The following is a 16267-nucleotide window of genomic DNA, read 5'->3' on the forward strand; positions in this document are numbered from 1 at the left end:
ACCGCATCCGAAAGTTTCGTCACAGTGACAGTCGAGCAGCACACCGAGCACATGAACAGTGAAACACCCTGCAGGACATCAGATTTCACGTTCGTGGACGGTCGACCGATGCGTCGGGACGAGGATTCACAATGAACTTCACGATTTCCAGCCTCGATCTCGAAGCATTCGAGTCACTGCCCCCGCACACCCGTCGTTGCGTGTTCTGGGAAGTCGATCCGACGTTCACCAACGCGGCGCCCACCCCTCCCGACGACGACCCCTCCCCCGTGCGCGGCTCCGCGTCGTCCACCGAGGTGCCGGCGGGACCGGCGAGCCTCACCAACTTCGAGAGCGAGTTCGACAAGGAGGCGTGGATCTCGTCGGTCCTCCTCGAATGGGGCACCTGCGGCCAGATCGCGATCGACTCGTCGACCGGCGTGGTCGTCGGCGCAGCCCTCTACGCTCCACCCGGACGCGTCCCCCGCTCGCGAAGTTTTCCGACGTCGCCGGTGAGCGCCGACGCGGTGCTGCTGACATCGGTGCGCACCGAGCCAGGTTTCGAGGAAGCAGCCGACCTACTCGTCGATGCCGTGGTCAGTGATCTGATTCGACGCGGTGTCCGCGCAGTCGAAGCGTTCGGTTTCGTTCGACACGGTGGGTCTCGCTACGGGGGCTCCCGACACGGTTCGTCGCGCGACGCACTCGAGCGTGAGTATGATTCTCCCGCAGCGTATTTCGGTGACGACGAATCAGCAGATGATGGAAAGAGCTCCGGCACAACAGATTTCGGCGACCTGAGTACGTGGTCGGATGAGGCCGTCGTCGAGATTGCGCGTGAAATCCTCGACGGTCCGGGTCAGGATCTGTGCGGGCAATGCATGATCGACGCCGAGGTCCTGAAGGACTCGGCGTTCGACGTCGTCGCGTCGCATGTGCGGTTCCCCCGCTTTCGACTGGAGCTCGACGAAGGACTCGGCTGGAAGGTCGGGGTCGAGAGCGCCTTGGAGAAGCTCGTCGTGATGGCCGCGATCGATCTCGTCGGCAGAGAGCGGCTCACCGTTCCGGCCGGTAGTCGTAGCGGAGCGCGAAACCGGTTTAAGCGGGCACGCGAAAGCTAACCGCGACCGAGCTCGCGGGAAGAGCTGGATACCTACCGGTCAGAATCCGGAAATACGTTCGGCCGCAAGGAGATCTGCGAACGTGTAGGTGCCTGTCGGACGGTCGTTCTCGCCGAGCAGGTACAGGCGCTTCACCGCGACGAGGATGGCCTCGGTAATCACGTTGCGATAGTGCGGATCGTCGAGCACCTTGGCGTCGTCAGGGTTGGTGATGTAGCCGACGTCGATGAGGACAACCGGCATCCTGGTGAGCCGAAGGATGTCCCAGGTGCGTTCGTGGACGCGGCAGTCGGTCAGCGGTGTGCGCGCGGCGATCTCACGCTGGATGAAGTCGGCGAGGTTGCGCCCGATGGTCGAATACGACCCGCGGTTGTTACCGAAGTAGAACGACGCGACGCCATTCGCGGCGGGTGTCTCGTGGTGTCCGCATCGCAGCGAAATCATCATGTCGGCGTCGACGAGATTGGCCACCCGAGCACGCTCGTCGTCGGATGCGTGGCCGCGACCGTCGTGCGACAGGAAGGTCTCCATTCCTGCAGCAGCCATCCTGCCTTCAAGGCGAGCGGCGAGATCCCACAGCACGCGGGATTCCAACTCGGCGACGGCTCCTGTCGAAAGTGCGTGCATCCCAGCGGTTCCCGGATCGATGACGATCCGCTTACCGGACAGTTGCGGGCCGGAGCGTCGAACATGCTCTTCTTGACGGATCGCATACGGCGACCCGCCGGTCACACGGGTACCGAGCCGGTCGAGTGCGCGCAGCGTCGACGGACCGCAAATGCCGTCGGCGGAGAGTCCGTACTCGCTCTGGTAGAGGCACACCGCGTTGTGGGTGCTCTCCCCGAAGACGCCGTCGACGAGTCCGGTGTAGTAGCCAAGGTTCTGCAGTCGGCTCTGGAGCGTGGCGACGTCGTCGCCGACCATGGGAGCCGACAGACGGTAGAGGAGCACGCGCGCGCCGAGTTGATACGACGCCTCGCGCAGCGACCGATACGTCGCCTGGCCGACGATGCCGTCGACGATCAGGCCGCGCTGCTGCTGGAACGCGCGCACGGCATGGTCGACATCGATGTCGAAGAGGGCGTCCTCGGTGCTGTGGATGACCGCACCGTTCTGGGCCGCTTCCCCGTTGGAAGGGCCGTTCGGCGTAGGTGTTCCTGCGCTCTCGGGTGCCGCGTGACGGCCCGGAGTGGAGCTGAGCAGTCCCTGTCCGGAGAGGATAGATCGAATCTCGGCTACGGCCGACCCACGATCTCCCAGTCGGAACGTTGGCATCTCATCTCCTCAATTGGACATGTCGCCGTGAGGGGACACGGACGACATTGAACCAAAGTGAATTGTCTCAGGTCGTGGCATGTGAGCAAAACTCATCCACGCGGCTGAACCGATCCACTCTGTGCCGCGTCCCCGAGGCTACCGTTCGCCGCCGACGACACGCAGCAGATAGTTCGTGATGCCAAACTAGCAGTACAGGCCACCGTCGAACGCCAGGTGAGGTGTTCGACGATGGCCTGGTCGGCTCACGAAGGTACGTGAGCGACGTCACTGCTGAGGTGTCGGTTAGGCGTTGGACCCGACGACGGAGTCGAGGTCGCGCAGGAGCGCGGCCTTGCCCTTGACGCCGACGATCGTCTTGGTCGGCTTGCCGTCCTGAAACAGGATCATGGTCGGGATCGACATGATCTTGTAGTCACGGGCAACGCCGGGGTTCTCGTCGACGTCGACCTTGGCGACGGTCAGCTTGTCGCCGTAGTCACGGGCGATCTCTTCGAGGACCGGTGCGATCATGCGGCACGGGCCGCACCAGGTCGCCCAGAAGTCGACGAGGACCGGTCCGCTGGACTCGAGTACCTGATCTTTGAAGGTGGCGTCAGTGACGGCCACGGTGTTTGCTCCCATGATGTGTCCTCCTCTGGACGTGGTGCAAGGTATCGGGTTGGGGATGAAACAGCTGGTCAGACGGTCGGTGCGACCGTTGCGACGACGTCACCCTCGATCGGCATCGGCTCGATGTCGCCCTGGTCGGCGAGCCACCGCTCGGCGTCGATCGCGGCCGCACATCCACTGCCTGCGGCGGTGATGGCCTGCCGGTAGGTGTGGTCGACGAGGTCGCCCGCAGCGAACACGCCGGGCACCGACGTGTAGGTGGTGCGGCCGGAGACCTTGACGTAGCCCTCGTCGTCGAGGTCGATCTGACCGCGGACGAGCTGACTGCGCGGGTCGTGACCGATGGCCACGAACATGCCGGTGACGTCGATGTTCTGCTTGTCGCCGGTCCGCGTGTCGGTCAGTTCGAGGCCCGTCACCGAGTTGCTGCCCAGCACGCCTGTGACGGCGGAGTTGGTGACGAACTCGATCTTGTCGTTGGCGCGAGCGCGCTCGAGCATGATCTTCGACGCCCGGAACTCATCACGGCGGTGGATCAGCTTCACGCTGCGGGCGAACTTGGTGAGGAAGGTGGCCTCCTCCATCGCCGAATCGCCGCCACCGATGACCGCGATGTCTTGGTCCTTGAAGAAGAAGCCGTCGCAGGTGGCACACGCCGAGACTCCCCTGCCCAGGAGTTCCTGCTCGCCGGTGATCTCGAGGTAGCGGGCAGCGGCACCCATCGCGAGGATGACCGCATAGGCGCGATGCGTCTCGCCGCCGGCGTCGACCTCTTTGATCGTGCCGGTCAGGCGGACTGCCTCGACGTCTTCCATGCGGAGATCGGCGCCGAACCTGATGGCCTGCTCACGCATCTCGTCCATGAGCGCGGGACCCTGGATGCCGTTCTGGAATCCGGGGTAGTTCTCGACCTCGGTGGTGGTCATGAGCGCACCGCCGAACTGCGTTCCCTCGAAGACGACCGGTGCCAATTCGGCGCGGGCTGCGTATACGGCAGCGGTGTATCCGGCCGGTCCGGACCCGATGATGATCAGGTCGTGGATCTGCTGGTTGTCTGTCTGGCTCATCCGTCCTCCGTGCTTGTGGCGACGCGCGGTACCGCTGGTTCTCCGGTGCGCGTTGTCGGCTCGTTCAACACAAGCCTAAGGGCAGATGTTCCCGCTGCTGATGCCGTGGCGCTCACCCACCCAGTCTGGTGCGCGACACCGTCGCCGGGTTGTCGGTATCGCATCCCTGCTCGACGACGAGCGCGTCGAACCGCCCGGCGACTCCGGTCCCGAGCAAAATCACCACACGCTCCGACCCTCCCACCGTGATCTCGCCGGAACCGAGGACCGGAGTTGACGCCGCTACACCGTTGGCCGCGGTGCACCGCCGCAGCGCTTCGTCGGATTCGAACGGCGCGTGGGCGGTCTTTCCGAGCACGGACAACGCCGAAGCCTTCTCGACGCCGTCGAGCTGCGTTGTATCGGGTTGCGTCGTGTTGGCCGAGGTTGATGGTTGCGCTTGCACTCCCGCGCCCGGTTCGTCCGTGGTCCTGGTGGCGATGACTGCGACGACTCCCACGAGCATCGCGATCGCAGCCGCGGCACCCACCAGCAGGGCTGCGAACCGTGCACGCGGGGCGCGGGTCGTCGAACGTCGTCGACGTTCGGAGAGATCGACGGGGGCCGTCGACGCCTGCTGCGCGTCGTGGCGCGCCCTGGAGTCGTTCTGAATGGCCGACAGTGTCGCGGCGATCCGCGAATCGACTTCTGGCGGAACGGGTTTCGATTCATCGGAGAGGTAACGCAGCGAGTCGGTGGTGCGGTCAAGGGCAGCCAGTACACGCTGGGCTGCGGGGTCGTTGGCGATCCGCGCGCGCATGTGGGCGGCGGTATCGTCGGGTAGCGCGCCGGCGTGGAGGTCGGCGAGCAGATCCTCCGAATAGGGCGGTTCGGGATACGGCGTGTTCATCGTTGCGCTGTCCTGCTCCCCCGACTGTTGTGGCCGTGATCGCGGCCTGGCTCGTCCACTGCCACATTCGACGTTGATCGACGCGGATTGGTTCCCTCGAATCTCGTCTTCATGAGTCTTCCTTGAGGTGACCGAGCAACTTCGCCAACCGGAGACGCGCCCGCGACGAACGACTCTTCACGGTTCCCTCAGCGACTCCTAATCGCTGCGCCGTTTCCGCGATGCTGAGGCCTTCGACGTCGAGCGCGACGACGACGGCTCGCTGCTCTTCCGGGAGTTGCGCGAGAGCGTCGCCAATGGTCATCGACAGATCGACCGCCGCATAGCGGTCTTCGCGCGCAGCCATTGCTGGAATCTCGAACTCAGGAAGAGAAACTGTGGGCCGCAACTTATCTCGTCGTATCCGATCGAGGCAAGCATTGACGACGATGCGATGCAGCCAGGTCGAAACTCGAGCGTCGGCCCGGTACGAGTGTGCCATTCGGTGTGCGTTGAAGAGTGCGTCTTGGAGCGCGTCGGCGGCATCGTCGGGGTTGTTGAGGGTGCGGTAGGCGACGGCCCAGAGGCGTTCTTGGTGGCGGTGGATGAGGGTGGAGAAGGCGTGGAGGTCGCCGTTGATATGGGCGGTGAGCAGGTGCTCGTCGCTGCGTGTGTCGCTGGTTCCCCCTGGCATGGGTTGAGATTAGTGCAGCGCGGTGTCGCGTATGTCGGGTTGGCGTGTCGGCTGTGGAGGGAGGTCGGGCTGGGGATCGGGTGGCGCAGAGCGCCCGCCGCGGGAAAGAGCGATGAGCATCCCCCGTACGATCGCGCCACCGGGTCTATTGCCATACCGCAACGAAAGCAGTGGACGATGCACATTCGATCTCAGCCGAGTCCTCTGAGGAGGGCGCGCGCTGTCGTCGTTGTTGCCACGACGATGAGCCTGCTTCTGATTGCAGCTTGCGGCACACATGAGGAGACTTCGATGCCGATGCCTACGTCCGCGCAAGAGTCGCAGGTACACGCCGCAGTGGATCGCTACGAGCACGCGAACTCTCACGGGTCGCGGCGCGACATCCTGGCGACGCTCACCGCGGACTCCCCCGAGCGCGAATTCCTGAGCGGATCGGACGAGGCGTTCGCCGAACGGCGAAAGCAACTAGACGCCGCCCAGTACAGCGAGAAGTACACCAACAGAAGGGATCTCACGATCACCGGTGATTCCGCCACGCTGACCACCGACTACGTCGAAACACGCAGCGACGGGTCGCCGACGGACACGCCGAGGACACTCACCGGCCAAGACATCGAGTTCACTCTGAATAGGGTCTACGGCGAATGGCTGATCTACGAGACCACGACGCCGGCATTGCGCAATAACCGCATCCTGCAGCAGGGTCCGCCGTGATCAGGCTGGCGGCCAAGCTGGGTACGGGAATGTAGACAGAAGGACGTTGTGGTGACAGTCGAAACCCATGGGCTGGCAGGACATCTGACGCGTATAGCGTCCGTCGCCGGGTCCGCGTTCTCCGACGACATCTCGTTGCTGGCTTGCTGGGTCGAGCAAGGGCTGATCTTTATTGTCTTCCGATCGAATCTGATGTGGGATGCCCGCCGAGCATTAGGAATTGTTTACGATCCGGCCAGTCTGGCAAAACCTATCGACGTCGAAGAACTCGCTTTCGAAATATATGAATACGAGATGGTGGAACCTCACCTCTATACAACCGCGTTCTCAACCGAGCACGACGCGATTCATTGGCGTGTCGTCGGGTCTTCTGAAATGCCGGCCCGCTTTGAGCGCCTGCTGACTAAGGCGGCAACTGAGGGATCCACAGAAGAGCACTTGAGACGATTAGCCGCAGCCTGCATCGCCGGTACCACCGTTCTCAGTGGACCTTCCTTCACTGGATCTGATGCTCAACCCGGCCGGAACTCGACCGAGCACGGCTCATTTTCTCCGCTGCCCGAAGCGGGGCTGAAGACGAGGTTTTCGTACGTGGCGTCTGCCGTCGATGCGTCCGTTGACGGTACGCCGGTGAGCCTGAAGCCATTTCCGTTCTCGACCGGAACCGATAGCGTTTCAGTGCCGCTAACAGTGTCCGGTGACGGATGCCAGGCAGGCCGGGCAAACACTGGCGGCAAGTTCGTCGTGGGTTACCGCGGTGGCTGTAGCTTTGAGCAGAAGTACGACGTTGCTCGACGAGAGGGGGCAGCCGGGCTTGTCATCATTTCCGATGAGCGTCTGACGGACGCGCGCTGGCAGAGTCCACGAATTGATCTGACCGAGATTCCGGTGCTTGTCTGCGACGAACCGGAATCCATCCGGCTGCTTGTTAATGGCCGTGCCCTCAGTGTTTCCTTTCATGGGCAGGTGAACTCATCGCCAATCTAGCTAACTGCGTTTTGCCACGGTAAGAGGTAGAGAAGTTAAGTGCGATCGCGCAACTAGTACCGTCATAAATGCTCAGGTGAGGGAGGGTTCGTGTGAACGCCGATGAGATTCGAGCGTCCTTCTATGGCACGTGGCACGCAACATATCTGGAAGCGGACGGTTTGACGCCGGAGGAGTCGCGTGGCCTGCCTCAAGTCTGGCGTGACCTCCTCGCCGCGGGCGAGTGTGCTGCGGAAAGTGTTGCGGCGCTGTGGCGCGAGGCATGCCCGCGACTACCCCGGGTGGCGGACTACCTGGAGGACAACGTGATTCAGGTAGGTCTGTCACGAATGACGACTCCGCACCACGCAGTTCGCGATCTTCGACGCGAAAACCATGCCGATGATGACACCACTGAGATCGCACTGGTCTACATCACGCGGGATCTCGACCACGTCGCACCCTTTAACGCCTGGATCGGGCGACAGCCGTTCCGACAGGAGTTGCCTCCGTGGTGGGGGTCGGTTCGGTCCGTGCTGGGCGACCTGGCGACTACGCTGCACGATGGCTTGATGCTTGATTCCTGGGACCAGGGACTTCTGGCGGTTCGGGACATGCCCACGATGTCTGAGCTGTGGATCGACTACGTCGACCCAGATGCGGAAATGATCTACGTGCACCGCGAGGGTGACTACCAAGCCGCTGTGCCGCGGGATCAGTGGCCCGACTTTTCGCAGCTGCGGGTGATCGCCGAAGGCACATCGAACCGGGCGTGGGCAGTGGATCAGCGCCAGGCCGATAACACTGGTTGGGGTGACGGTGCGGACACGCTGGAGCCGATCAGCGACCTCGCGCTTGCGATCGAGGACATGCTCTGCGAACTCATGACCGCCAAAACGTAGGCACTGGACGGCCACTCACGCTCCTCTGGTTCTGGCAGACAGTCCACTCGATACCCCAGCGAGTTCTTCGCAGCGGCCGAGGCGCGGTGGCACCGTATCTATGCTCAACCCGTGGGAGAAACGACGATCGGCGACGCGGCGGATTCAGATAGCTGGGACAGCTTGGTGATTCGGTGTGCCGAGGTGTCTCATCAACTCGTCGAGCAGGGTCTTGAGGTCCCGTTGCCGGGCGCCGAGCCGTCCGGGCCACGACCGCCGGCCACGCCCGCGCAAATCGACGCGGCTGAAGCTCGAATTGGGGCACGTCTGGATTCCGACGCTCGTGCGCTGCTCAGCAGGGCCAACGGTTGGGTGGGGCTCGCCGGACGTTTCACGCTGTTGTCGTGTGAGGACATCGGCGGTCCCGACTGGGCCGAGCTGATCGAATTGCGCGACATCTTCTTTGCGTCGTGCCCGCCAGACTCGTGGCCTGACAGCGTCGTGGATCCCCAGGTCCTCATTCCGATCATTGTCGTGCCGTACTCACCGGAGACCATCTATGTCTTTCCCAGCGAGTCGAACGACGGCCGTGCGCGGTCGGCATTGAATACAGGTCTCGATCCGATTCCCGAGATCACGTTGAAGCAAGGCATCGAGGTGTCTCTCCAATCAGCGGTCGCCGATCTAGCAGCTCTCGCTGGAGATGAAAGAATGTTGGGTTCGGCGCGCGATACTCGTAGCGACGCTGTTCGCGGTCGCCAGCGGTGTTTCAGCGTGTTCGACCACCGAACCAGAAGACCAGAAGAAGAGCACACCACTTCGATCACGGAGACGCACGTGGCCTACGCCATCGAAAAAATCCAGTGCCCGTCGCCCGACGATCTGAGTAAGTCCCTCAACATAACCTCGCCACCTCTCGTCACCCGCCAACAAGGAGCGACGCAGGTCTCGTGCCTGGTTGTGATTCCGCACGGCTACATGTTTTCGATGCTGTCGTTGAAGAACAAGGGTCGATTGAGTGACAGCGTCCTCCCGGTGCTCGAGGAGCAGGCACAGAAGCCTAGCGATCGGACCGACGGCAGGACAACGTCGTCGACCATTCGGCCGATCAACGATCTCGGGGATGAAGCGTACGAGATGACCACGCGCTTCGACGACACCAACGAGGTCTTCGAAGTCGCCGTGTGGAGTCGCACGGGTCCATACAGGGTGCGGGTTTCGGGCGCTTTCCCCGACCAGGACACTGCGCTGAGAATCGCGCGGCTCTGGGTGCGGACGCAGCCAACTCAATAGGTGACACAAACGTCGTGGATCCCTGTATTGAACACCGGTCTGGATCCGATCCCGGAGTCTCACGTAATGAACCAGAAGGTCACACCGAAACCATCACGGAGGCACACATGGCCTACGACGTCGAGGACATCCAGTGTCCCTCACCTGACGAACTACGCAGCCTTGTGGGCGCCGAGTCGTGGCCCCTCGTCATACGTCAACAAGGGGCCACGGAGGTGTCGTGCCTGGTCGAGTTTCCCCATAGCTACGCATTCTCGCTCTTGTCGTTCAAGAACAACGGTCAGCTCCGCGATAGTGTTCTCCCTATCCTCGAGGAGCAGTCACAAACGCCCAGTACCCGGTTCGACGGCAGGACGACGTCGTCGACGGTTCGGCCGGTCGACAATCTCGGCGACGAAGGGTACGAATTGGTCACTCGATTCGACGACACCAATGAGATCCACGAAATCGTTGTATGGAGTCGCACCGGGCCGTACCGAGTGCGAGTCTCAGGTCGATTTCCCGACCAGGGTGTCGCACGGTCTGTCGCGCGACTGTGGGTGAAAACCCAACCGGCCCAATGAATCACAGAGAGAGGGTTCTTGAAACTCGATGTCATCGCAAGAGTCACAGATATACGCGGCGGTGGATCGCTACGAGCACGCGAAGTCTCACGGTTCGCGTCGCGACATCTTGGCGACGCTTACTCTGGACGCCCCCGAGCGCTTCTACTACGGCGGATCGGACGAGGCGTTCGCCGGACGGCGCAAGCAACTCGACGCAGTGCACTTCAATGCGCAGTACACCAACAGACGGGATCTCACGATCACCGGTGATACTGCCACGCTGACCACTGACTACGCCGAAACGCGCACCGACGGGACATCGACGGGCACGCCCTCACCAAGCTTCGGTAGCGACATCGAGTTCACGCTGAAAAAGGTCGACGGCGAATGGCTGATCTACGAGATCACGACGCCAGCGATGCGCGAGGACCGCATCCTGCAGCAGGGTCCGCCGTGATCTGGCTGGCGGCGCTACGACCGGCGGACATGCCCGAGCGCGGAACGCTGGCAGAGGCGATGGCGCACGCGACGTCGACGGTCAGTGGGGATGATTTCACCGACGTCGTCACACGAGGACGGGCAGGCGTCGAGCCGGGAATCTGTTGCGACATCTACCATCTACCGCCGAACGAGCTCGTCGCGCCCGACGCACTCGGCGATACAGGCGTGGGTGCGGCATCGGTGTACGCGGTTCGCCGGTTCACCTACCGCCCGGGCAGTTCGCTTGACGAGGTGCGCTCAGCCGAGGAAGCGCTTGGTGTTCGGCTTCCGCAGCGTTGGGTCGAATATCTCACCGGCGCGAGTGTCCTCGATAAGGCCGAGGGCCCAGAGTATTTCGAACTCTTCACACCCGCCGATATTGCCGACGTGACGAACGCGTTCTATGAGTGGTCACCGCGCATCGGCGCTGCGATGATCGGCAACGACGGTGGATCGAGCCGACTGCAGTTGGACACTCGTGTCGGCGACGCAAGCCCTGTCGTCATGATGTTCCCGGGCCATCGTGATTGGGAGGACACCATCGTTCAGGCCGATAGCATCGACGACTTCATCGAGTCCGCGGAGGCGGGAACCTTCGAAGTGGTCTTCGAAGACACGCACAAGTATCGTCCGCGCAGGTGACGATCACTGCTTGGCCCTCGACGTCGATGATCGGTGGGCGGGTCACGTCGCAATTGCCTTGGGCCAGATGGCGGTTCGCTCCGATTCCGTCAGGCGCTGGACGTGTACCGACTTTGTCTGGCGACCTATGGTGATGGTGGCGCTTGGTGTTGCTTCGAGGTTGTATGACCATGCGGGCCGGCGGTTTTGGCCGAAATTTGATGCGACGACGACGTAGTCGTTGCCGTCCTCTATGTAGATGAGAGGCGTCGTTCGTGGCTGGCCGCTTCGACGTCCCGTCGTGGTGAGGATCAGCTGGGGCAGAAGTGCGCGGGGTACGAGATGGAGCCGTCCGCCGGTGAGTCGGCGATCGAACGATCAAGCGGAACCGAGCGCCGCATGACCTGCGACACAGCCTTGTTGGTGCCCATCCGCTGGAGCAGGCTCGTAGCCGTCAATGCTCTCGTCGCGGTCATCGCAGTGCTCCTGCCCGTCGGTCCGAGTATTCGAGGTATCCCTGCCCCGTACGCGTTCGTCCTTCGATCTCGCCATGCCACTGGTATCCGGCGATATAGCCCATGCCCGCGTAGAGCCAATGAGTATCGACAGTTCCGTCGATGTAGGAGGTCGTGCCGTCGTCATGGGTGAAACGCCAGGTGAACGCGGTCGGCAGTACCATCTCGGCGCGGCCGTCGTAACTGGTTGGTACGGAGGCGAACTCGGTCACGGTGAACTCTGCCTCGACTCCGATCCGTCGTACGCCCGTGCCCACCTGCCTGATATCTGCGCCCATGAGGGCGGTATGGCGGCCGAAGGCGCCAAGCGCGCACGCAACGATCTGCTCTCCGGGCCCGAGATCGAGGACGTGGTAGGTGAAGAAATCGGCGGGGATCTTCAGCGGCGTGGGAAGCATCCGCGGCAGGTCCATGAACGGCGCGTAGCCGATGCCGTACTCGAAGGTGCAGGTTCCGCTGACCTGTTGCGCGGCAGAGTCTTTGGATGCGATCGTGCCCTCGTACTGACACAGGAGACTGTAGTGGCGGTAGATTTCGCTATCGGCGACCCAGCTGATGTCGTCTGTGCAGTGCAGATCGAGTGCGACATTCAGGTCGTCGAGGGTGCTGCGTAGGTGCACCGAGGGGTAGTCGACGCTCAAAGTGTGATTCTGTCCGAAGCGGAGAACACTCCCGTCGTCGGCCAGTTCCGTTCCGTCGACGCCGAAGACGTGGAAGGAGCGGGTCGGATCGGATTGCGCTGTGCCCCAGCCAAGTTGCGTGACCCCGCGCGGCCGACCGGGGATGGCGCCGTTGTCGTCCCAGGCGCGGAATCCGGTGCCGCCGATCACGATCATGTGGGCAAGGAATCGATGCGGCTCCGGTAGGTCGGGGATCATGATGCCGTAGTGCGCGGCACCTTTGGTCAGCACGCGCGTCGAACTCGGGGGGAACGTCAGATCTTTGGGGAGGTCGTCACGGACGGCAGAGTTGTGGTTCGAGGTACGCATCACTCGAGCGACCGCTGAGATCCCGAGACGCTTGAGGCCGCCGGACCGATCGGTGCTGGTGTAGTGAACCGGACGTGCGGATGGCCTTGCACACTGCGCGGAACTCATAGCACTCCTCCTCGGGCCGGGTACTGGGTATCGAAGTGGCGCTGGGTATCCCCGATGATCGATGCGAACAGGCGGCGATTGAGAGGGACACCTGCGGCGACGATGGGGCCGAAGCCGCGGTGGGCGTCGAACGCGAAACGCCATGTGAACCTACTCCCCGATCCCAACGCTGTGACGTGGTAGTCCTCCGCGAAGGATCGGAACAGCGGAACACTCGCCTCGGTGGCATAGAAACTGTGCCGGTGAATGGTGTTGTCCCACAGAAAGAAATGCTCACGCAAGGTCATCACGCCCCGAAGCACGGCTACTTCGCGGCGACTGCCGACGCCGAGGGGCTCGGGACTCAGGTAGTGCCCGCGCAGCGCGCGCACCCACGGTAACGGCTGCGGCGCAACGATATCTGCCCAGACGGTGTCGGGATCAGCGCCCGGAACGTCGACGTCGTAGCTGAAGCTGTGCTGTGCGGTGTCGAAGTAGCTGAGGTCGACGGGGTCAAGGGTGGTCCAGATGGCCATGGGCGCTCCTTTGGTTGATAGTCGATCAGTGCTGGGTGTCGTCTGTGCTGAGTGCAGTCCGCCGGTCTGCTTACGACCGACTCTGCTTGCGGCGCAGATCAATCCATTCGATGTATCCGGTGTCGGCGATGGACGCTGCGCGAAAGGTGCCCGTGTAGTGATAAGCGCCGACGTAGCCACGGCCGTGGCCGAACCGCCACGGCGCATCGACCTCGCCGTCGATTACGAGGACCTCGTGACCTTGGCTGTCGCGAACCAGCCACCGAAGTCTTTGCGGCACAGGCATACCGCGTCCCCACGGATCGACCTGGTCGCGACCCCACTCGATCACCTCGAATTCGATGTCGTCGAAGACCTGTCGATCACCGTAGGCGGTCCGTAGATGCGCCATCAGGCACGCCGATTGGCCGCGTGCCTGCACCTCAGTGAGAAGCACCTGGGTGACGTCATCGAGTTGGAGAATCTGGTAGGTGAAATAGTCCGACGGCAGTTTGAGTCGTGGTGGCAACGGGGACGCGGAGAAGTTCTGCGGCGTCATCGCGCGGCAGTATTCAAAGGTCCCCAGCCCCTCCACGGAGGTCGCGCCGGCATCGTCTGTGATCGTGCCCGTGTACGGTGCCAGCAGACTCAGATGGTCATAGACCGGGGACTTGGTGAAGTAGGCGACATTGTCGGTGACCTCCAGATTCAGATCGACAGAAAACGTCGAATACCGCCCTCGCACCGCCACTTTCGGCAGTGCGACCTCGATCTCGAGGTCCTGACCCCACGCCAGCTTCGAGCCGTCTGCGGCCAAGTCACAATCGCGGCGCGCGTCGTAGCGCTGGTAGTGGTACTGATCTCCGTGTGCTGTCGACGACAAGACTGTCGTCGTGCGTCGGGCATCGGGCTCGACGACGAACCCGTCATTGTCGAACAACTCGGTTCCGGTCGCACCGATCAGGGTCATCGTATTCAGGTATCGATGCGGGTCCGGCAACCGTGGCACGAAGACTCCGAAATGCGTGAAGCCCCACCGCCGCGATGCCTCGTGCGGGATCAGTTCCGGGCTGCCCGCATAGGGCTTCTGCGATGCGTCGATTCGCCGGTCGGCCAATGGGAGTGCGACCTGCACGATGGCTGCGGCCGCGGCGGTCGATATGCGGTCGTTCACGCGGGCTGCCCTGGTCGACGATCTGGTTCGCGAAGTCTCTGTTGATACACGGTGTAATCCAATCTATGAACCACTTCGGGTTGCTCGGATGCATCGATCATCTAGCTGTCGCTCCGCCGGGCGACTGCTGTCAACGACAGTTTGCCAGTACAGACGGGTTTCGGGGCCGTTCCCCGCGCGGGCTAGCCATAAAACTATGCCGACTGACATACCGATCGATAGTCCACTAATTGGACCAAAGATGCAAGGGTGTGGCAGCGCTCAGGGGCTGAAGTCGCCCGGTATTCTCGAAACCATGTCCGACGACGAGTCAGCTCCCATCCCTGGGAACGCTGTCCGCGGCTCGGAGACTGGTCGGCCGATCATGGCCGCATTCGACCTCTTGGGCCGTCGATGGATGTTGCGGATACTCTGGGAACTCCGCTTCGGAGCGGTGCGATTCTCCGACCTTCGTCGCCGAATTCCCGAGGCGTCTCCGACAACGATGTCTCAGCGGCTCGACGAGCTGGTCGACGCGAAGATCGTCACCAAAGGGCGCTCGGGCTACCGGTTGACGACGCACGGCGCAGCGCTTCTGGTCAGCCTGGGGCCACTCGAGTTATGGGCGAAGTCGTGGAAATTGGCGCACCGTGATTGACCCTCGTTTCACCGACAGGTCGCGTAAAGGGAGAGTGCGGGCGGCATGTGCTCTATACCGCTTGGGAGTTCCGGCGTCGGCCTAGATATCGAAGATCGGGATCGCAATCGTGGCTTTCATTACTGCTTTCCCGGCCGAGCGACGCGGCTCTAAGGTGCCTTGTCGAACTCTTCCTCGAGTCCCTGACCGTTCCCCAAGAAACAACTCACGGAAACGTACACAAGCCGGGAAAAGAATACTTCCCCTAGTTTCTGCACGGCTGGATGCCGCGCGGACCCTTCCCCTGCTTTCCGCGCCGGCGGACACGGGCCCCAGCCATCGCGCCGAATTCGGCCGGACCTCGTCTGTGCCGCGCGAACCGGGGTTGTCGGATCGTCGCGTGTACTGTCCGGTTCGAGCGCCTATTCGGACCGCCTATCCCCCGAACCGCCAAGCCAGCGCGGCGCCGACGGCACCGATGCCATTGGCGGCCCAGTGCAAGGCTATGGGAGCGAGCAGACTGTCGCTGCGCACGCGGAGCCATCCGAGAAGCACACCTGCTGCTGCCGTGACGGCGACAGCCACCACGACACCGATGAACTGTGCGAACACGGTCTGTCCGAAGAGGTCTGACAGGCCCGCGTTGCCCGCGGTGAGTCCGAGTGACGTGACCACATGCCAACAGCCGAAGAGCACGGCTTGGATCAGCAGGGCGCGGGTGGGCGTCGTGAGTCGACGCAGCGAGCCGAACAGCACACCACGGAAGAACAACTCCTCGGGCAGCACCGTCTGGAACGGAATCACGACGAACGCAGCCAGTAGCGCGTGTCCGAGGTCGCGATAGGCGTCGTTCTGAAACAGCTCGCGTGTCGGCGGAATGGCGACGCCGACAACGACCACAACAACGACCGCAAGGACGATGACCAACGCGTATCGTCCGCCGCTGCGCAGGCCCGCACCGCCGAGGCCCAGGTCCTCGTGAGTGAGCCCCGCGGCGAGCGCGATGGACACTGCAACCACCGCGGCGACCGTCACCAACCATTCGACGCCCGGAAAGTGCAGAAAATGAGCGCACATCTGCGCGGTCAGCATTAACGCGGCACCAACAATTGGCACCAACCACAGTCGACGACGCTTTCGAGAATCGGGCAAGCGTGAGCTCGCGGATGAGACATTGTGGCTCTTCGAAGTTGAGCGGGCAATGCCTGGTCAGGGCCGCGGCGTGTCGTTGAGGTGAGACGCCCCTGGTCTCCGG

Annotated in this window: 19 protein-coding genes; 8 read left to right on the top strand and 11 right to left on the bottom strand. The window is 62.7% G+C overall.

What is annotated here, in order from left to right:
* Positions 1-131: 131 nt before the first annotated feature.
* Positions 132-1100 carry a hypothetical protein gene (locus A5788_RS22365; RefSeq protein ID WP_049699193.1) on the top strand — a complete coding sequence of 323 codons (969 nt, stop codon included), beginning with the start codon at positions 132-134 and terminating at the stop codon, positions 1098-1100.
* 39 nt (positions 1101-1139) lie between these two features.
* Here A5788_RS22365 and A5788_RS22370 read toward each other — a convergent pair whose 3' ends face one another.
* The 5 genes from A5788_RS22370 to sigM form a co-directional block, all read right to left on the bottom strand.
* Entirely contained in the window at positions 1140-2375 is a 1236-nt protein-coding gene (locus tag A5788_RS22370) for an N-acetylmuramoyl-L-alanine amidase (RefSeq protein ID WP_049699194.1), read from the bottom strand.
* 285 nt (positions 2376-2660) lie between these two features.
* On the bottom strand, positions 2661-2999 hold the full coding sequence (gene trxA, locus A5788_RS22375; protein WP_005205925.1) for a thioredoxin: 339 nt from the start codon (positions 2997-2999) through the stop codon (positions 2661-2663).
* 56 nt (positions 3000-3055) lie between these two features.
* Entirely contained in the window at positions 3056-4054 is a 999-nt protein-coding gene (gene trxB, locus A5788_RS22380; protein ID WP_049699195.1) for a thioredoxin-disulfide reductase, read from the bottom strand.
* Positions 4055-4166: 112 nt separating this feature from the next.
* Positions 4167-4943 (bottom strand): anti-sigma factor family protein, encoded by a 777-nt coding sequence (locus A5788_RS22385; RefSeq protein WP_049699196.1) that lies wholly within the window; start codon positions 4941-4943, stop codon positions 4167-4169.
* 109 nt (positions 4944-5052) lie between these two features.
* A complete protein-coding gene (gene sigM / locus A5788_RS22390; protein ID WP_049699197.1) occupies positions 5053-5616 on the bottom strand; it encodes an RNA polymerase sigma factor SigM in 564 nt (187 codons plus the stop codon).
* Between the two features lie 291 nt (positions 5617-5907).
* On the opposite strand from sigM, the gene A5788_RS22395 reads away from it, so the two are divergent.
* From A5788_RS22395 to A5788_RS22425, 6 genes are all read left to right on the top strand, one after another.
* The gene (locus A5788_RS22395) at positions 5908-6330 is read left to right on the top strand and encodes a hypothetical protein (RefSeq protein WP_082937806.1); all 423 of its coding nucleotides are present in this window, start codon (positions 5908-5910) and stop codon (positions 6328-6330) included.
* Positions 6331-6381: 51 nt separating this feature from the next.
* Positions 6382-7317: a PA domain-containing protein gene (locus A5788_RS22400; protein WP_049699199.1), complete on the top strand. Its 936-nt coding sequence runs from the start codon at positions 6382-6384 to the stop codon at positions 7315-7317.
* Between the two features lie 92 nt (positions 7318-7409).
* Complete coding sequence (locus A5788_RS22405; protein ID WP_049699200.1) at positions 7410-8198, top strand: hypothetical protein; 789 nt, start codon at positions 7410-7412, stop codon at positions 8196-8198.
* Between the two features lie 111 nt (positions 8199-8309).
* Positions 8310-9470, top strand: a complete 1161-nt coding sequence (locus A5788_RS22410) for an SMI1/KNR4 family protein (RefSeq protein WP_231894048.1) — start codon at positions 8310-8312, stop codon at positions 9468-9470.
* 591 nt (positions 9471-10061) lie between these two features.
* Complete coding sequence (locus A5788_RS22420; RefSeq protein ID WP_082937805.1) at positions 10062-10472, top strand: hypothetical protein; 411 nt, start codon at positions 10062-10064, stop codon at positions 10470-10472.
* Positions 10403-11137, top strand: coding sequence for an SMI1/KNR4 family protein (locus A5788_RS22425; protein WP_231894049.1), 735 nt, complete (start codon positions 10403-10405; stop codon positions 11135-11137). The genes A5788_RS22420 and A5788_RS22425 overlap by 70 nt, the downstream gene beginning before the upstream one ends.
* A 42-nt stretch (positions 11138-11179) precedes the next feature.
* On the opposite strand, the gene A5788_RS23735 is transcribed toward A5788_RS22425, so the two are convergent.
* The 5 genes from A5788_RS23735 to A5788_RS22440 all read right to left on the bottom strand — a co-directional run bounded on the left by A5788_RS23735 (position 11180) and on the right by A5788_RS22440 (position 14396).
* On the bottom strand, positions 11180-11440 hold the full coding sequence (locus A5788_RS23735; protein ID WP_082937807.1) for a nitroreductase/quinone reductase family protein: 261 nt from the start codon (positions 11438-11440) through the stop codon (positions 11180-11182).
* Positions 11428-11592 carry a hypothetical protein gene (locus A5788_RS23975; RefSeq protein ID WP_156525603.1) on the bottom strand — a complete coding sequence of 55 codons (165 nt, stop codon included), beginning with the start codon at positions 11590-11592 and terminating at the stop codon, positions 11428-11430. The genes A5788_RS23735 and A5788_RS23975 overlap by 13 nt, the downstream gene beginning before the upstream one ends.
* Entirely contained in the window at positions 11589-12728 is a 1140-nt protein-coding gene (locus A5788_RS22430; protein WP_049699202.1) for a DUF6670 family protein, read from the bottom strand. Before A5788_RS22430 ends, A5788_RS23975 begins: the two co-directional genes overlap by 4 nt.
* Complete coding sequence (locus A5788_RS22435; protein WP_049699203.1) at positions 12725-13243, bottom strand: SRPBCC family protein; 519 nt, start codon at positions 13241-13243, stop codon at positions 12725-12727. The genes A5788_RS22430 and A5788_RS22435 overlap by 4 nt, the downstream gene beginning before the upstream one ends.
* A 70-nt stretch (positions 13244-13313) precedes the next feature.
* Entirely contained in the window at positions 13314-14396 is a 1083-nt protein-coding gene (locus A5788_RS22440; protein WP_049699204.1) for a DUF6670 family protein, read from the bottom strand.
* A gap of 295 nt (positions 14397-14691) precedes the next feature.
* Between A5788_RS22440 and A5788_RS22445 the strand changes: the two genes are divergently transcribed.
* Positions 14692-15033 carry a winged helix-turn-helix transcriptional regulator gene (locus A5788_RS22445; protein ID WP_049699454.1) on the top strand — a complete coding sequence of 114 codons (342 nt, stop codon included), beginning with the start codon at positions 14692-14694 and terminating at the stop codon, positions 15031-15033.
* 414 nt (positions 15034-15447) lie between these two features.
* Here the strand turns inward: A5788_RS22445 and A5788_RS22450 are convergent, their stop codons facing one another.
* Entirely contained in the window at positions 15448-16104 is a 657-nt protein-coding gene (locus tag A5788_RS22450; protein ID WP_049699205.1) for a CPBP family intramembrane glutamic endopeptidase, read from the bottom strand.
* Between the last annotated feature and the right edge of the window lie 163 nt (positions 16105-16267).

This window comes from Gordonia sp. 852002-50816_SCH5313054-c (genome assembly GCF_001665925.1).
Lineage (GTDB): Bacteria > Actinomycetota > Actinomycetes > Mycobacteriales > Mycobacteriaceae > Gordonia > Gordonia jacobaea.